Origin of the sequence: Paraglaciecola psychrophila 170 (genome assembly GCF_000347635.1) — a bacterium.
In the GTDB taxonomy this organism is placed as follows: Bacteria; Pseudomonadota; Gammaproteobacteria; order Enterobacterales; family Alteromonadaceae; genus Paraglaciecola; species Paraglaciecola psychrophila.
This window is the reverse complement of record NC_020514.1, coordinates 2,769,989-2,786,444: the sequence shown is the minus strand read 5'-3', so window position 1 is coordinate 2,786,444 and position 16,456 is coordinate 2,769,989. Positions and strand designations below refer to the sequence as shown.

Here is a 16,456-nt window from a genome sequence, read left to right as displayed (position 1 = left end):
ACTCTCCTTATCTATTCTGTGGGCCTATATATGAATTACGAATATCGCAAACCTCTTCCTGGTTACACAATAGCTGGAACCAATATTGATTATTTTGATACCCGTGCTGCAGTTGAAACCATTAGCCAAGGTGCTTACGCAAAATTACCGTATACATCCCGAGTCTTAGCTGAACAATTGGTGCGAAAATGCGCGCCAAATATCCTGACTGATTGCCTAAAGCAGATTATTTATCGCAAACAAGAGTTAGATTTTCCTTGGTATCCTGCGCGTGTTGTTTGTCATGATATTTTGGGTCAAACTGCGCTTGTTGACTTGGCTGGCTTGCGTGATGCAATAGCAGATCAAGGCGGCGACCCGTCAAAAGTTAACCCTGTGGTACCAACCCAATTAATCGTCGATCACTCACTGGCTGTTGAATATAATGGTGATGACTCTGAGGCCTTTGATAAAAATAGAGCCATAGAAGATAGACGTAACGAAGACCGATTTCATTTTATTGAATGGACCAAAACAGCGTTTAAAAATGTGGATGTTATTCCTGCCGGTAATGGCATCATGCACCAAATTAATTTAGAAAAAATGTCGCCTGTAATTCAACTAAGAGACGGCGTAGCCTTCCCCGATACTTGTGTAGGTACAGACAGCCATACTCCTCATGTCGATGCCTTGGGCGTCATCGCCATTGGTGTTGGTGGTTTAGAAGCAGAAACAGTCATGCTTGGCAGGCCTTCTATGATGCGTTTACCGAATATTGTTGGTGTCAGACTAAGTGGAAAACGCCAGCCAGGTATCACGGCTACAGATATTGTATTGGCAATCACTGAATTTTTAAGAAACGCCAAAGTCGTTTCAGCCTATCTTGAGTTTTTTGGCGACGGCGCTGCAGAATTAACCATCGGAGACCGTGCCACTATTTCAAATATGACACCAGAATACGGTGCGTCTGCGGGTATGTTTTATATTGATAAACAAACCATTGATTATTTAAAAATCACTGGTCGCGAGCCAGAACAAGTTGAATTAGTTGAAACTTACGCTAAACATACTGGTCTTTGGGCAGATGATCTAATAGATGCAGAATACGAAAGAGTATTAGAGTTCGATTTATCGTCTGTAGGACGCAATATGGCGGGTCCATCTAGTCCACATCGTCGTCTTGCTACTGCCGATTTAGCATCAAAAGGCATTGCCTATGCTGTTGAGCAAAAAGAGGGTGAAATGCCCGATGGTGCGGTTATTATTGCGGCAATTACCAGTTGTACCAACACCAGTAATCCACGCAACGTAGTGGCGGCGGGTTTAATTGCTAAAAAAGCCAATGAATTAGGTTTATTAAGAAAGCCATGGGTGAAATCGTCATTTGCACCAGGCTCAAAGGTGGCCAAGTATTACCTAGAAGAATCAGGTTTATTACCTGAAATGGAAAAATTAGGTTTTGGTATTGTTGGATATGCATGCACCACTTGCAATGGCATGAGCGGGGCGCTTGATCCTGCTATTCAAAAAGAAGCTGTAGATCGTGATTTATATACCACTGCAGTTTTATCAGGTAACCGTAATTTTGATGGACGAATTCATCCTTATGCTAAGCAGGCATTTTTAGCGTCTCCACCTTTAGTCGTGGCGTATGCAATTGCCGGTACGATGCGTTTTGATATTGAAAATGACGCGTTAGGATATGATAAAGATGGCACCGCTATTACCTTAAAAGATATCTGGCCAAGTGACGAACAAATCGATGCGATTGTCTCTGAGTTTGTTAAGCCAGAGCAATTTAAAAAAGTATACGCTCCCATGTTTGATTTAGGTTCGTTCGAACCTGCTGAAAGTCCGTTATATGATTGGCGACCTCAAAGCACTTATATCCGCAGACCTCCATACTGGGACGGAGCGCTTGCAGGAGAGCGCACCATGAAAGGAATGAGACCACTAGCAGTGTTGGGCGACAACATTACCACTGACCATTTATCTCCGTCTAATGCGATTATGTTAGACAGTGCGGCAGGAGAGTACTTACATAAAATGGGATTACCTGAAGTTGATTTTAACTCTTATGCGACTCACCGAGGTGATCACCTTACAGCCCAAAGAGCGACCTTTGCTAATCCCAAATTGTTAAACGAAATGGTCTTGGAAAATGGTGAAATAAAACCTGGTTCGTTTGCTAGATTAGAGCCTGAAGGCACCGTGATGCGTATGTGGGAAACTATCGAAACCTACATGCAGCGTAAACAACCGCTGATAATTGTGGCAGGTGCTGATTATGGGCAAGGTTCTTCTAGAGATTGGGCAGCCAAAGGAGTGCGATTAGCAGGTGTAGAAGTGATTGCTGCTGAAGGTTTTGAACGTATTCACCGCACTAATTTAGTCGGCATGGGCGTATTACCCCTTGAATTTAAACCTGGAATCACTCGTCATACTTTAGGCATAGACGGCACTGAAACCTACGATGTCATAGGTGATTATGCCGCTGGTGCCACTTTAACCTTAAATATTACCCGTAAAAATGGTGAGCAAATGCAAGTCCCTATGACGTGTCGTTTAGATACTGCTGAGGAAGTACGGGTTTACGAAGCAGGCGGTGTACTGCAGCGTTTTGCTCAGGATTTTCTTGAGTCTACTGTGGCATAACGAGTAGAATTCTAAAGGACATAAATATATGAGTCATAAACCACAAATAGGTGTTGCTGCAACGTACATGCGCGGCGGCACTAGCAAAGGTGTTTTTTTCAAGTTGACTGATTTACCCGTATCTGCACAGATACCCGGTGAGGCAAGAGATAAATTGTTACTTAGAGTGATCGGAAGCCCCGATCCCTATGGCAAACAAACTGATGGAATGGGTGGTGCCACTTCAAGCACCAGTAAAATCGTAATTTTATCTAAAAGTACTCAGGCTGATCACGATGTAGATTATCTGTTTGGACAAGTATCAATCGATACCGCTTTTGTAGATTGGAGCGGGAATTGTGGCAATTTAACCGCAGCCGTTGGTTCATTTGCCATTAGTCATGCATTGCTTGACGCCAATCGTATTCCTGAAAATGGTGTATGTGTAGTACGTATTTGGCAAGCTAATATCAACAAAACTATTATTGCTCATGTGCCTATTACTGATGGATTGGTTCAAGAAACAGGTAACTTCGAATTAGATGGTGTGACCTTTCCAGCAGCCGAAGTTAAAGTGGAATTTGTTGCCCCCGTTGACGGTGATGAAGCCATGTTCCCTACCGGCAACTTGGTTGATGATTTACATGTGCCAAATGTGGGTGATTTTAAAGCCACGATGATCAATGCGGGTATTCCTACTATATTCCTAAATGCTGAAGCGCTAGGGTATGCAGGGACTGAATTACAAGAAGCCATTAACGGTGATGCACAAGCTCTGAACCGTTTTGAAACTATTCGCGCATATGGGGCGCTAAAAATGGGCTTAATTCAACATATTGATGAGGCTGTTAGTCGTCAACACACTCCCAAAATTGCTTTTGTAGCGAAACCAGCAGAATATCTCACTTCGAGTGGGGAAACGGTCGATAGCCAAACTATTGACTTGGCAGTCAGAGCGCTTTCAATGGGTAAGTTACATCATGCCATGATGGGCACTGCAGCTGTTGCGATAGGCACAGCTGCAGCTGTTCCCGGCACCTTAGTTAATTTAGCCGCAGGCGGGGGGGATATTGAGTCTGTTACTTTTGGCCATCCTTCTGGAACATTGAAGGTTGGTGCGCAAATCGAATTCCACAATGGAACATGGACAGTAAATAAAGTGTCAATGAGCCGAAGCGCAAGAAAACTAATGAAAGGTGAGGTGTATATACCTAGTGATTCTTTTTAAATTGATCATGTCTGTTAATTCCTTTGATAAATATGCAGAGCAATAATCAGCGTTTTAAAAGGTCAAAAATTGACACTGAACTTTTTAACATTTATGACTATCGCCAGCACGTTTATTGTTACCGGTTGTAGTCACCCCGAAGAACAACGTAATAAATTGGAACAAAGTCTACCTATGACAGAAACCGTCGCAGAACCCCCCTTGTGGTTAGAAGAAGTAGAAGGTAAGCAAGCTTTAGATAAGGTGAATGCTTGGAATAAAGTGACTTTAGATAAGCTGACGGCTGATAAACGTTATGCTCAGTATCTTGATTCTGGATTAGAGATAGTCAATGCCAAAGATAAAATCCCTTATGGCACTTTCCGAGGTGGTTTTGTTTACAACTTTTGGCAAGACGAAAATCAGGTTCGAGGCATGTTGCGAAGAACCACTATAGATGAATACACAAAGCTTCATCCTAAATGGCAAGACTTGTTAAGCATTGATAACCTTTCTACATCAGAAGATAAAAATTGGGTGTTCAAAGGTACACAATGTTTGGAGAGTGATTACGACCGTTGCCTATTATCCCTTTCTGATGGTGGAAAAGACTCTGTCGAAATACGTGAGTGGGACCACTCCAAACAATCTTTTGTTGAGAATGGATTTTTTATACCAGAATCGAAAACCGGTGTGAGTTGGAAGGATATTGATAATATCAATATTGCCACTAACTGGGGTGAAGACTCTCTAACTGAAAGTGGCTACCCTTATATTATCAAGTCATTACAAAGAGGGCAGGCACTTTCACAAGCAAAACAAATATTTGAAGGCGAAAAAACAGATGTAGGTGTATGGCCTGTTACTATTAAATTTGGTGACAAAAATTTGAGTATAGCGGTGCGCTCCGTCACATTTTTTGAATCGTTATATTTTTGGCTTCCTGATGACGGAAGTGATGCGGTTCAATTACCTTTACCTAAAAAAGTAGCCGTGCAAGGTGTTTTCAAAGGGCAACTTGTGTTGTCACTCAAGCAAGAATGGTCTCCACAAGGTATAAAACAAGCTTTTAATAGTGGCGATCTGGTGTCCTTTGATTTAGAGCATTGGCTGCAAAAGCAAGAAATAAAAAACTTACAATTAGTTTATCATCCTGAGGAACGAGCCACTATTGATAGTGTGTCGATTACAAGTAATAAATTAGTTTTAACCTTGTTAGAAAATGTAGTCAGTAATGTATATATTTATGATTTTGATAAAAAATGGTCACATATAAAATTGGCGATGCCTGAAAACGGTTCAATGTCTGTTTCATCAGCTAATATTGATAGCGATATCATTTTTATTAATCAAGAAAGTTTTGTGGCGCCTGATACCTTATTTAAAGTTGATATAAAAAATATAGATATTATTGCGATTAAATCTATTCCAGCCCGTTTTGATGCGTCAAATATTATAGTTGAACAATTTGAAGCCAGTTCAAAAAACGGTGAAAAAATTCCCTATTTTGTAGTCAGACATAAAGACATTCAATTTGATGGCACAAACCCTACATTGCAATATGCTTATGGTGGCTTTCAGGTGTCACTTAAACCTAGTTATTCAGGGTTACTTGGTAAAAACTGGCTCGAACAAGGCGGCGTTTATGTATTGGCAAATATTCGTGGTGGTGGAGAATTTGGTCCAAATTGGCATCAAGCAGGTCTTAAAACTAAACGTCAGGTTATTTTTGACGACATGATTGCTGTGGGTGAAGATATCATCCATAAAAAAATCACTTCATCTAAACGCCTAGGCATAATGGGTGGGTCTAATGGTGGTCTGTTAATGGGAGTTATGTACATTCAAAGGCCAGACCTATGGAATGCAGTTATCTGCCAGGTACCTTTGTTGGATATGTTGCGTTATCACAAATTACTAGCAGGGGCTTCCTGGGTTGATGAATATGGTAGCCCTGATGTCGCTAATGAACGCGCATTTTTAGAAAAGATATCGCCGGTGCATAACATTGACCCAAAGGGTGACTACCCTTCAATTATGTTTGTTACCTCTACCAAAGACGATAGAGTGCATCCTGCTCATGCAAGAAAGATGGCTTACCTGTTAGAAAAGCACGGTCATGATTTTGAATATTATGAAAATATTGATGGAGGACATTCAGCGTCGGCTAATCTTCAAGAAAGAGCAAATAGAACCGCTTTAGAATATACTTTTTTATCTCAAAAATTAATGGATTAATATCCTTATGGCAGCTTAGTTATGAAGTCGCCATTACAATAACAGTAGCTTAAATTGATTCATTCTATGTTCATAGCTGCGAATGCATCATAATTGAAATTGATTCAAAAATGTCTGTTTATCGAGGTTATATATGCGTTTATGTTTTTTATTTTTGTTCACGTTAATGATTGGCAGTGCCAGCGCTAAAGACCATACCAATGAGCAACAACATAGAACAATTGAAGTCTCAGGAGTGGGTAACATACTTAGTGTTCCCGATCGCTTTAGTTTTAGTTTGTCAATTGAACAAAAAGGTAGAGTGGCATCAGAATTAAACAAGGCAATCGTCGAAAAAACAAATTATGTGGTACAGGCTTTAATGAAGATCGGAGTCGATAAAAAGGCAATTCAATCATTACAAGTACAGTTTAATCCTTGGGTTGAATACAATGATAATAAACGCGAGCAAAAGGGTTTTATATTAACCAGACAAGCTACAGTCACCTTGAAAACCTTAACCCAATACGAACAATCTATAGACGCGGTATTGAGTCTAGGTGTCAGTCACATTAATGAATTTAGTTTCACAAACAGTCAAGCTGATGAAAATTATCGAGGCGCATTAAAACATTCATTGTTAAATGCAAAGCAGCGCGCCACCGATATGGCTAACGTGCTGGGCTTGAAATTAGCGGGTGTAATATCCATATCTGAGCAATCAACAGGAGACGTCGCGCCAAAAGCGATGGGTATGCGACAGTTACAGGCATCTGAAAGCTACCAACCCGGAGAAATGACGACACAAGCTAGGGTAAAAGTTATTTTTGCTCTAAAAGAAAGTCATAATTAGTTACATTTTAATTAGGGTTAGATTAATGGCAGAAAACAAGCAGCAACACTATTCAGAATTGGCTCAACAGATAGAAGCAATAGTTGCTGGAGAAAGTGATTTTGTCGCCAATATGGCGAATATTAGTGCGATTCTTTATTGGGGTTTAGATAACGTCAATTGGGCTGGGTTTTATTTAGTAAAAGAAGGGCAATTAGTTCTTGGACCATTTCACGGACAACCCGCTTGTATTCGTATCCCAATCGGAAAAGGTGTGTGCGGAACCTCAGTATCAGAAAACTGCATTCAATTGATTGACGACGTGCATCAATTTTCTGGTCACATTGCTTGTGATGCCGCATCTAATTCAGAAATAGTGTTGCCGATCCGCCATAATAATCACATCGTCGCAGTATTGGATATAGATAGCCCAAATATAAGACGATTTGATCTTGAGGATAAAACAGGGTTGAGCCAGATCGTAGAAATATTGCAAACAACTTTATACAATGCAGACGAAGAAGAAACTAGGGGAGTTGTTTAGTGAAACATACAATAGATATTCAAGTTGTGCTAGCCACTGTTGAAGACATGGATTTTTGGGATGAGAGGGCGAGTGAAGCAACGGATAGGATGAATACTATTCTTCATATGCTTTACGATAAGGCACATGAAGACATAAATTCCACCTCTTTAGAGAACATGATCCAATATATTTGGGAAAATTGGCGAGAAGATGCGCATTTACTTGATATAGATGAAGATGATTTGTATGACTGGGTTGACCAGCTTCTAGCAACTTGGGATGATGAGCACCAAGAACCCCGTTAACACACTAACTAACTAGAAGACTGAATGGACAATCCACAAAAATTTTCAAACAGCAAAGAAGTCATTGGCTTTTTAGTTGATCAATTCCCCGCTTGTTTTAGTAATAAAGGTGATGCTAAACCTTTAAAGATAGGTGTTTTTCAAGATTTAGCTGAGCGTTTAGAGAATGATGATCGAGTTAGCAAAACGCTACTTCGATCATCATTAAGACACTACACTAACAGTTGGCGTTACCTACACAGCATCAAAAAAGGTGCGCAGCGTATTGATTTAGATGGCAAAGATGTAGCTGCTATTGAGGATGAACACGTCGAACACGCTAAAAAGCAACTTGATGAAAGCAAAGCCAAAGTTGCAGAACAGCGTAAAGAGCTGAAAGCTGCCGGTGCTGATGTAAAACCTAGTTACAAAAAGAAAGAAGCCCCTAAATTTAAACCTACTTCTAAGGTAGTGATTAAAGAGCAAGTCAAGGTTAAGCAACCACCCGCTGAAAGATTAGAGCAAGAACATATTGTCGCAGGAACTTCTGTGACCGTTAAGATTGGCAAGAGCCCGATGCCTGCAACTATTACTGATGTCAGTAAAGATGGTATTCAGGTGCAACTAGATACTGGAATGGTGGTCAAAGTTCAATTGGAAAACTTGAGGTTGGCTCGTTCAAAGAGGTAATAAATGATTAAATCAATTCGAATATCTGTGGCATCAGCTTTATTGGTGATGAGTTATGGCTCTATAGCAATAGAGAGTAGTTTGGGTGTTAAAGACTTACCCAAATTGACCCAAGAGTCGCAACACGTAGCGTCGGCAAAAAGAGTGACCTCGCAATTTCTACGCGCCCACTATAAACAAATTGATTTAGACGATGAGTTGTCGAGCAAAATATTTGATCGCTTCATTCGTTCTTTAGATTTCAATCGTAATGTTTTTAGTGCTGAAGACATTAAGCGTTTCTCTGCCTACAGAGTCAAGTTTGATGATGCGATTGAGCGGGGTAACTTAAGTATTGCTTATGAAATTTACCAGCTTAATATGCAACGTCGTACTGAGAGATATGAATACGCTTTAAGCTTGTTAGATAAAGAATTTAACTTTGAATTACCCAATGACACGTTTACCTATGATCGTGAAGAAGCACCGTGGGCTAAAAATAATAGCGAATTAGACGAACTATGGCGTCAAAGAGTCAAATATGACGCGCTTAATTTAAAGTTAGCCGGTAAAGATTGGCTTAAAACCCAAGAGTTGTTGACTAAACGCTATCAGCGTGCGATCAAACGCCTAACTCAAACGTCTAGCGAAGATGTTTTTCAAACGGTTATGAATTCGTTTGCCCGCAGTATTGAAGCTCACACTAGCTATCTATCGCCACGCAATGCAGAACGTTTCCAGATGGAAATGAATCTCTCTTTTGAAGGTATAGGGGCAGTATTACTCAGCGAAGATGATTTCACTACCATTCGCAGTGTTGTGCCTGGCGGTCCAGCAGATTTATCTAACAATATTAAGCCTGAGGATAAGATTGTTGGTGTTGCCCAAGCGGATGATGAATTTGTTGATGTTATTGGTTGGCGTTTAGATGAAGTCGTAGAACTGATCAAAGGGCCAAAAGGTAGCATTGTAAAATTACAAGTTGTTAAAGGGTCATCTGAAACTTCAGTGCCAGTAGTGGTTACACTTACCCGAGATAAAATAAAATTAGAAGATAGAGCTGCAAAATCTGAAGTTTATATCCCCAATGATGGTCCAAATAAAGACCAAAAATTAGGTGTTATCTCAATTCCTTCTTTTTATAACAACTTACACAAAGACGTTGAAAAAGAAATTGACAGTTTAAATGAACAAGGCGTACGCGGCATTATTGTTGATTTGCGTGGCAACGGCGGGGGGTCATTAACAGAATCAACTCTACTTTCAGGCTTGTTTATAGATAAAGGCCCTGTGGTACAAATTCGTGATGGCGCTGGACGAATTCGACTTGAAAAAGACGTTGATGGTAAAGTGTTCTATGATGGCCCACTGACTGTATTGGTTGACCGTTACAGTGCATCTGCTTCAGAAATATTTGCGGCCGCTATGCAGGATTATAATCGCGCTTTAATATTAGGTGAACAGACCTTCGGAAAAGGCACTGTGCAGCAGCACCGACCTTTAGGCCGTATTTATGACTTGTACGAAAATCCATTGGGTAGTGTGCAGTTTACTATTGCCAAGTTTTATCGGATAAATGGCGGCAGCACTCAGCATAAAGGTGTTATTCCAGATATTTTGTTCCCATCTGTAATAGATCATGCCGATTGGGGAGAAAGCCAAGAAGAAAATGCCCTCCCTTGGGACAGCATTGCAAGAGCCAATTACACTACTTTTGGCGAAAATAAAAATACTGTTAAAGGTCTAACCGATTTGCATAACCAAAGGATTAAGAAAGAATTCAATTATATATATGAAGATGTAGAGCGTTACAAAATTAAAAAGGAAGATAAAACGATTTCTTTAGTTGAAACAGAACGTCTTAAAGAAAAAACTGAAATAGAAGAACGTAATCTTATGCGCACTAATGAACGTCTGGTTCGTCTCGGTTTAGAGAAAGTTGACAACTTGGATGACTTACCGGAGGAACTAGAGACCGTTGATCCGTTTTTAGAGGAAGCGGCGAATATTACTTATGACGTATTGACTATGGGCAAATACGCCATTAATAACAAAAAATAATAAACAAAGGGCTGCTATATGCAGCCCTTAACGATTCAATAATAATAAAAATAATAAGAAGGGCTACACATGGCTGCACGTGGAGAATTTTCATCCCGAATGGGATTTGTGCTGGCTGCCGCTGGCTCGGCGGTAGGATTAGGTAATATTTGGGGGTTCCCAACCCAAGTTGCCAGTAACGGTGGCGCAGCATTTGTGCTGGTCTATATTGTGTTAGCTTTTCTTCTAGCTTATCCGGTGCTGATGGCTGAATTAATAATAGGTCGCTATACTCGTTCAAATATGGTCGATGCATTAGGCAAAATATCAGGCAGTAATATCGGTCGAGCAACCGGTGTGTGGGGATTTGTTACTGTTTCATTAATTCTTTCTTTTTATGCATTAGTCGCGGGGTGGATGTTATCTCACTTCTTGCAAACTATCAGCGATATGCTAGGGCAAGATGCTATTTCAACCTGGTTAGTCTCATCTTCTTACACTCGGGATATTCTTTTTTGCGGCATCTTTCTTTGTTTAACCGCTAGTATTGTTACTGGAGGGGTGAAACAAGGTATTGAATTGTGGTCAGTTCGTTTAATGCCCGCTCTCTTTATTATTATTGTTCTGTTGATTATTTATGTATCTACATTAGATGGTGCGGTAGAGGGGTGGAAAGCTTACTTGCTACCCAATTTTAGTTTGATTATGGATCCTGATTTGCTAATAAGCGCCATGGGACAGGCCTTCTTCTCCATGTCTTTAGGGGTTGGTACCATGTTGGTATACGGTTCTTATGTCAGTAAGAAAGAAAACTTACCTACTCTTGGTGCTTCAGTTGCATTAGTTGATATTGGCGTTGCTATTTTGGCTGGAATGCTAATTATCCCTGCAATGTATGTCGCGCTGCACAATGGTGTGAAAATATTTTCTGATAGTGGAGCTTTAATTGAAGGTCCCAATTTGATTTTTGCGGTTTTACCTTCATTATTTGAAACAATGGGTACCGTAGGAGTATATGTAGCGTTTGTGTTTTTTGCATTAATGATAATAGCTGCTTTAACGTCTTCAATATCCATGCTCGAAGTTCCTGTTGCTTATGTTGTTGAAAGTAAAGGCATAGAAAGAAAACCGGCAGTATGGGCTTTAACGCTTTTGGTATTTATAATCAGTTCAACTATAGCATTTAATATGGGGAGCTTATTTGGATTCGTCATTGACTTAACCACTAAGTATAGTCAACCTTTACTTGGATTAGTGTTATGTATATTTGCTGGATGGGTATGGAAACGTGATCAAATATTAGCCGAACTAAAACATGGGAATCAACAGGTAGAGCACAGTATATTCTGGAAGATTTGGCCTTGGTATGTGCGTTTTGTATGTCCTGTGGTTATCGCTATTATGTTTTATCGTTCAATAACGGCTTAGTTCCGTTTCATCGTTTTCAACTTCGTTTTGATCTTTCAGGATAGTAATTATTTATGACCATTGAAAAACCTAAAATAGAAGCATCGTTATCTGATGCACTTATTCCTATTGTAATCTTAATCACTCTGTTAGGTGGTTCAGTATATTTGTTTGAAGATAATTCTTCTTTTGGCCCAAACCAAATTGCCTTATTGGTCGCCATGGGCATTGCAGCTATTATTGGCCTAAAAAATGGTTACAGTTGGGACGATATTGAGCAAGGCATTATCAAAGGAATTTCTCGTTCGTTAGGTGCCATTCTTATCCTGTTGGCTGTTGGCTGTTGGCTCATTAATTGGTACTTGGATGTTAGCGGGTACCGTTCCAACCCTTATTTATTATGGCTTAGACCTGTTGAACCCTTCAATGTTTTACGCCGCCAGTTGCCTTATTTGTGCCATAGTCGCCATGAGTATTGGTAGTTCATGGACTACAGCGGCGACGGTGGGAGTCGCTCTGATGGGCGTGTCAATCGGTATGGGCATGTCAGATGCAATCACCGCAGGTGCCATAATTTCAGGCGCTTATTTCGGTGATAAAATATCACCACTTTCAGAAACGACTAATTTGGCACCTGCTATAGCAGGTACAAATTTGTTTGAACATATCCAATACATGCTGTGGACAACAATACCCAGTATTGTAATTACCCTTATTTTATTTGTAGTGATTGGTTTAGGAGCAGATGTACCTGAATCATCCAGTGGCATCAAAGAGATGCAAAGTTTGTTGCAAAAAGAGTTCAATTTAGGTTTGCATATGTTGATTCCTTTGTTGGTACTGTTAACTATGGCTATAAAGAAAGTACCTGCATTTCCAGCAGTAGCCATAGGAGCATTATTAGGTGGCATATGGGCTGCGATATTCCAACCTGAAGTTATTGCAAGCTTAGCCGGGGAGGGGGTAAGCGCACTTCGAGGTTCAATCGTTGTGGTATGGACTGCACTGTTTGATGGTGTATCTTTCTCAACTCCCAGCGATACGTTAAACGATTTATTAAGTCGCGGTGGAATGTCGAGCATGCTGAATACTATATGGTTAATTATGTGTGCCATGACCTTTGGTGCAGTATTAGAAAGAGTGGGGCTGCTTAAAAGAGCAGTAAGTGCATTTTTGAAAGGCGCTACGTCGGCTGGTGATATGATCACTCGGACTATTTTAACCTGTATTGGCACTAATATTATTACTGCTGACCAATATATGGCAATTGTGATGCCTGGCAGAATGTATAAAAATGAGTTCGAAAAGCGTGGATTACATCAATTGAATTTATCCCGTAGTTTAGAAGATGGCGGTACCTTGACGTCTCCACTGATCCCATGGAACACTTGTGGTGTTTACATGCACGGTGTATTGGCCGTCAACCCGTTAGATTATATTTTCTATACCTTTTTTAATTTGATTAACCCAGTGTTAGCTATTATTTATGCTTACCTAGGTATTAAAATCTTACGTATACCTATTCCTGAACTTGATCAGGAACCATTACCAACAAAAGTTTAATATGCAGACTTGTTGTTTGCCAGCAAGTCTAGTATCTCCTGTTAAATCTTGTTCATTTTTGAGGATATGATGTCCACTATTATACCTGCAGTAAAAAAACGCGCCGACTACCGTCAGCCTGACTTCTTAATTGATCACGTAGATCTAGAATTCACCTTGATTGAAACAACCACAAAAGTGATTTGTATTTCAAAGGTCACCAGAAACGGATCACATAATAAACCTCTTATCTTAGATGGCGAAGGTATTCAATTATCTTCAGTGTGTATAAATGGCACTGAGGCTGCTGATTATCAGCAAACAGATACATCACTTACAATTGATATTGATACTGATACATTTGAATTACGTATTGAAAGTATTATTAATCCCAAGGATAACTCTAGTTTAGAGGGTTTATACCTTCAAGCTGGCGCGTATTGCACTCAATGTGAGGCGGAAGGTTTTAGGAAAATCACTTATTTTCTAGACAGACCTGATGTACTTGCAACCTATGATGTTAAAATTATCGCTGACAAAGTTAATTTTCCCTTTTTACTTTCTAATGGTAACAAGGTCGACTCGGGTGATTTAAGTGATGGTAAACACTGGATAAAATGGTCAGATCCTTTTAAAAAACCTTGCTACTTATTTGCCTTAGTGGCGGGTGATTTTGATCTTTTGGAGGACAAGTTTGTTACTCAGTCAGGTAGAACTATAGCCTTAGAATTATTTGTTGATAAAGGTATGCTTGGTCGAGGACAACACGCACTTGACTCACTTAAAAAGGCCATGAAATGGGACGAAACTGAATTCGGTCTTGAGTACGACCTGGATATTTACATGATAGTTGCTGTCGACTTTTTTAATATGGGGGCCATGGAAAATAAAGGGCTTAACGTATTTAACAGTAAATTTGTGTTAGCCGATGCACAAACCGCTACTGATGAAGATTATTTTAATATTGAAGCTGTTATCGCACATGAATACTTCCATAACTGGACTGGCAACAGAGTGACTTGCCGTGATTGGTTTCAATTGAGTTTAAAAGAAGGGTTAACTGTGTTTCGTGATCAGCAATTCAGTGCTGACATGTCTTCGCCTATTGTTAACCGTATTCAAAATGTCAAAGTTATTCGAGAACGTCAGTTTGCCGAAGATGCAAGTGCTATGTCGCATCCTATCAGACCTGATGAAGTGATAGAAATGAATAACTTCTATACTGTGACAGTCTACGACAAAGGCTCTGAAGTAATCAGAATGTTATTTACACTGTTGAGTAAGACAGGTTTTTTAGCAGGTATCAAACTGTACTTTAAGCGATTTGATGGGCAAGCGGTGACTTGCGATGATTTTGTGCAAGCCATGGAAGATGCCAATGATAAAGATTTATCACAATTTAGGCGTTGGTATAGCCAATCGGGTACCCCTCAAATTGTGGTTACTGACACTTATGATGCGATTTCAAAAATTTATCGAATTGCCTTTGAACAGAAGCATATTGCTACTTTTGAACAAAAAGAAAAACAGAATTTGGTCATTCCGATTCAATTTAGTCTGTTGAACGATAAACTTGAATCTTTAAACTTGGGGGATACTGATCAACAGCAATTGACTTTAGAGTTAAACGAGACCCAACAATGTTTAGAATTTTACAACGTTGAGTCAAAGCCTATCCCCTCATTGCTTCATGGTTTTAGTGCGCCTGTTAAAGTGGATTATCCTTACACCCAGCAGCAGTTAGGCAATGTTATGTTAGGCTCTCCTGATGAATTTGCTCGTTGGGATGCAGGGCAACAATTATTTAGTAATTGTATCCATAATTTAGCGGGTAAAACCGAACTGCAGCAAACAACATCAATCGCTGAAACAATCGCGATGTTTGAACCCATCATCGAGTCTAAGGATATATCGTTGGCATTAAAAGCTGAAATACTGACCTTACCTAGTTTTGAAACTTTGTTTCAACAATTGGACACAGTCAATATTGACGCATTAAATCAATCAAGAAAACAATTATTTAAGGCATTAGCGCAAACATTTCAAGCAAACTGGTTGAGCCATTATTCGGCTTTTGAAAAACAACCTTATGCTTATCAGTCTCAGCAAGTAGAACAAAGAAAAATGCAGAATCTTGCGTTAAAGTATTTAACGTTGTCTGCACAACCTGATGTTGAACAATTACTCACTCAGCAATTTAATAACGCAGATAATATGACTGACTCCCTTGGCGTATTAGGAGCAGCACAATTAGGCGACTTGGACTTATTTGAAAGACTGATGTTAGCCTTTGAGCAAAAATGGCATGCTGACCCACTAGTCTTAGATAAATGGTTTGCGTTACATGCTAATACCGATCGTTCAGATATACTTGCTCGAATTAGCATATTGATGGGGCACAGCCGATTCACTATTAATAATCCAAATAGGGTTCGAGCGTTAATCGGCACCTTTTGTTTTTTTAATGTGGCTGGATTTCACAATATCGATGGTACCGGGTATAAATTTGTAGCTGATTATCTGATCAAATTAAACGAGGTTAACCCCCAAATTGCAGCTCGTATTATCACACCTTTAATACAGTGGCAAAAAGTCGATAAAACTAGGCAACAACTTATGCAGCTTCAACTTATGCGTATCGGTGATACAAAGGGGTTGAGTAAAGACTTATTTGAGAAAATATCCAAAAGTTTGCCCTAGAGGCCATTGAGCGTAGACTAAGAACATAAAAATGCAGACTTTTTATTTTACCTTGTCGCTCAAATACGACTTGTGCGAGCGACTTTATATTCCCGGCATCAATAGCGTTATCATTAGAGATGACAACGGCAAAAGTATCCAATTGCCCGTCAGAAACTTACGACTTCACGTCAGTCCAATTGGAATCAAAGGTAGATTTAGATTGATGATTGATGAAAATAACAAAATTATGAGTTTTGAAAAAATTACATAACTTCCCAAATGCTTGTAAAAATAATTTGCATAAGTATTTAATGAATTGATACCTTAAAGGCCCATATGGGTCTTTTTTATGCGCTCAATATGCATACCTATGAATTTTGTTAAAACTAAGTAAATATAAGTCTTTTATTGCGTGATTATATTAGCGAGAATAAGAG

At 39.6% G+C, this 16,456-nt stretch carries 11 protein-coding genes and 1 pseudogene; all 12 read left to right on the top strand.

The window, feature by feature from the left end:
- The first annotated feature begins 30 nt into the window (after positions 1-30).
- The 12 genes and pseudogenes from acnD to C427_RS12140 all read left to right on the top strand — a co-directional run bounded on the left by acnD (position 31) and on the right by C427_RS12140 (position 16,290).
- On the top strand, positions 31-2,634 hold the full coding sequence (acnD, locus tag C427_RS12195; RefSeq protein ID WP_007635669.1) for a Fe/S-dependent 2-methylisocitrate dehydratase AcnD: 2,604 nt from the start codon (positions 31-33) through the stop codon (positions 2,632-2,634).
- Positions 2,635-2,662: 28 nt separating this feature from the next.
- Positions 2,663-3,841, top strand: a complete 1,179-nt coding sequence (gene prpF / locus C427_RS12190) for a 2-methylaconitate cis-trans isomerase PrpF (protein ID WP_007635667.1) — start codon at positions 2,663-2,665, stop codon at positions 3,839-3,841.
- 69 nt (positions 3,842-3,910) lie between these two features.
- A complete protein-coding gene (locus tag C427_RS12185; RefSeq protein ID WP_007635665.1) occupies positions 3,911-6,058 on the top strand; it encodes a prolyl oligopeptidase family serine peptidase in 2,148 nt (715 codons plus the stop codon).
- Between the two features lie 133 nt (positions 6,059-6,191).
- On the top strand, positions 6,192-6,890 hold the full coding sequence (locus C427_RS12180; protein ID WP_007635664.1) for an SIMPL domain-containing protein: 699 nt from the start codon (positions 6,192-6,194) through the stop codon (positions 6,888-6,890).
- 25 nt (positions 6,891-6,915) lie between these two features.
- The gene (locus tag C427_RS12175; protein WP_007635662.1) at positions 6,916-7,413 is read left to right on the top strand and encodes a GAF domain-containing protein; all 498 of its coding nucleotides are present in this window, start codon (positions 6,916-6,918) and stop codon (positions 7,411-7,413) included.
- Positions 7,413-7,700: a hypothetical protein gene (locus C427_RS12170; RefSeq protein WP_007635660.1), complete on the top strand. Its 288-nt coding sequence runs from the start codon at positions 7,413-7,415 to the stop codon at positions 7,698-7,700. The genes C427_RS12175 and C427_RS12170 overlap by 1 nt, the downstream gene beginning before the upstream one ends.
- A gap of 24 nt (positions 7,701-7,724) precedes the next feature.
- The gene (gene proQ, locus C427_RS12165) at positions 7,725-8,369 is read left to right on the top strand and encodes an RNA chaperone ProQ (RefSeq protein ID WP_007635658.1); all 645 of its coding nucleotides are present in this window, start codon (positions 7,725-7,727) and stop codon (positions 8,367-8,369) included.
- A gap of 3 nt (positions 8,370-8,372) precedes the next feature.
- A complete protein-coding gene (prc, locus tag C427_RS12160; RefSeq protein WP_007635656.1) occupies positions 8,373-10,409 on the top strand; it encodes a carboxy terminal-processing peptidase in 2,037 nt (678 codons plus the stop codon).
- 69 nt (positions 10,410-10,478) lie between these two features.
- Entirely contained in the window at positions 10,479-11,816 is a 1,338-nt protein-coding gene (locus tag C427_RS12155; RefSeq protein WP_007635654.1) for a sodium-dependent transporter, read from the top strand.
- Between the two features lie 53 nt (positions 11,817-11,869).
- A pseudogene (gene nhaC, locus C427_RS12150) lies at positions 11,870-13,358 on the top strand (Na+/H+ antiporter NhaC).
- A gap of 69 nt (positions 13,359-13,427) precedes the next feature.
- Positions 13,428-16,037: an aminopeptidase N gene (gene pepN, locus C427_RS12145; protein ID WP_007635652.1), complete on the top strand. Its 2,610-nt coding sequence runs from the start codon at positions 13,428-13,430 to the stop codon at positions 16,035-16,037.
- Positions 16,038-16,068: 31 nt separating this feature from the next.
- Entirely contained in the window at positions 16,069-16,290 is a 222-nt protein-coding gene (locus C427_RS12140; RefSeq protein WP_034898686.1) for a DUF2835 family protein, read from the top strand.
- The last annotated feature ends 166 nt before the right edge of the window (positions 16,291-16,456 follow it).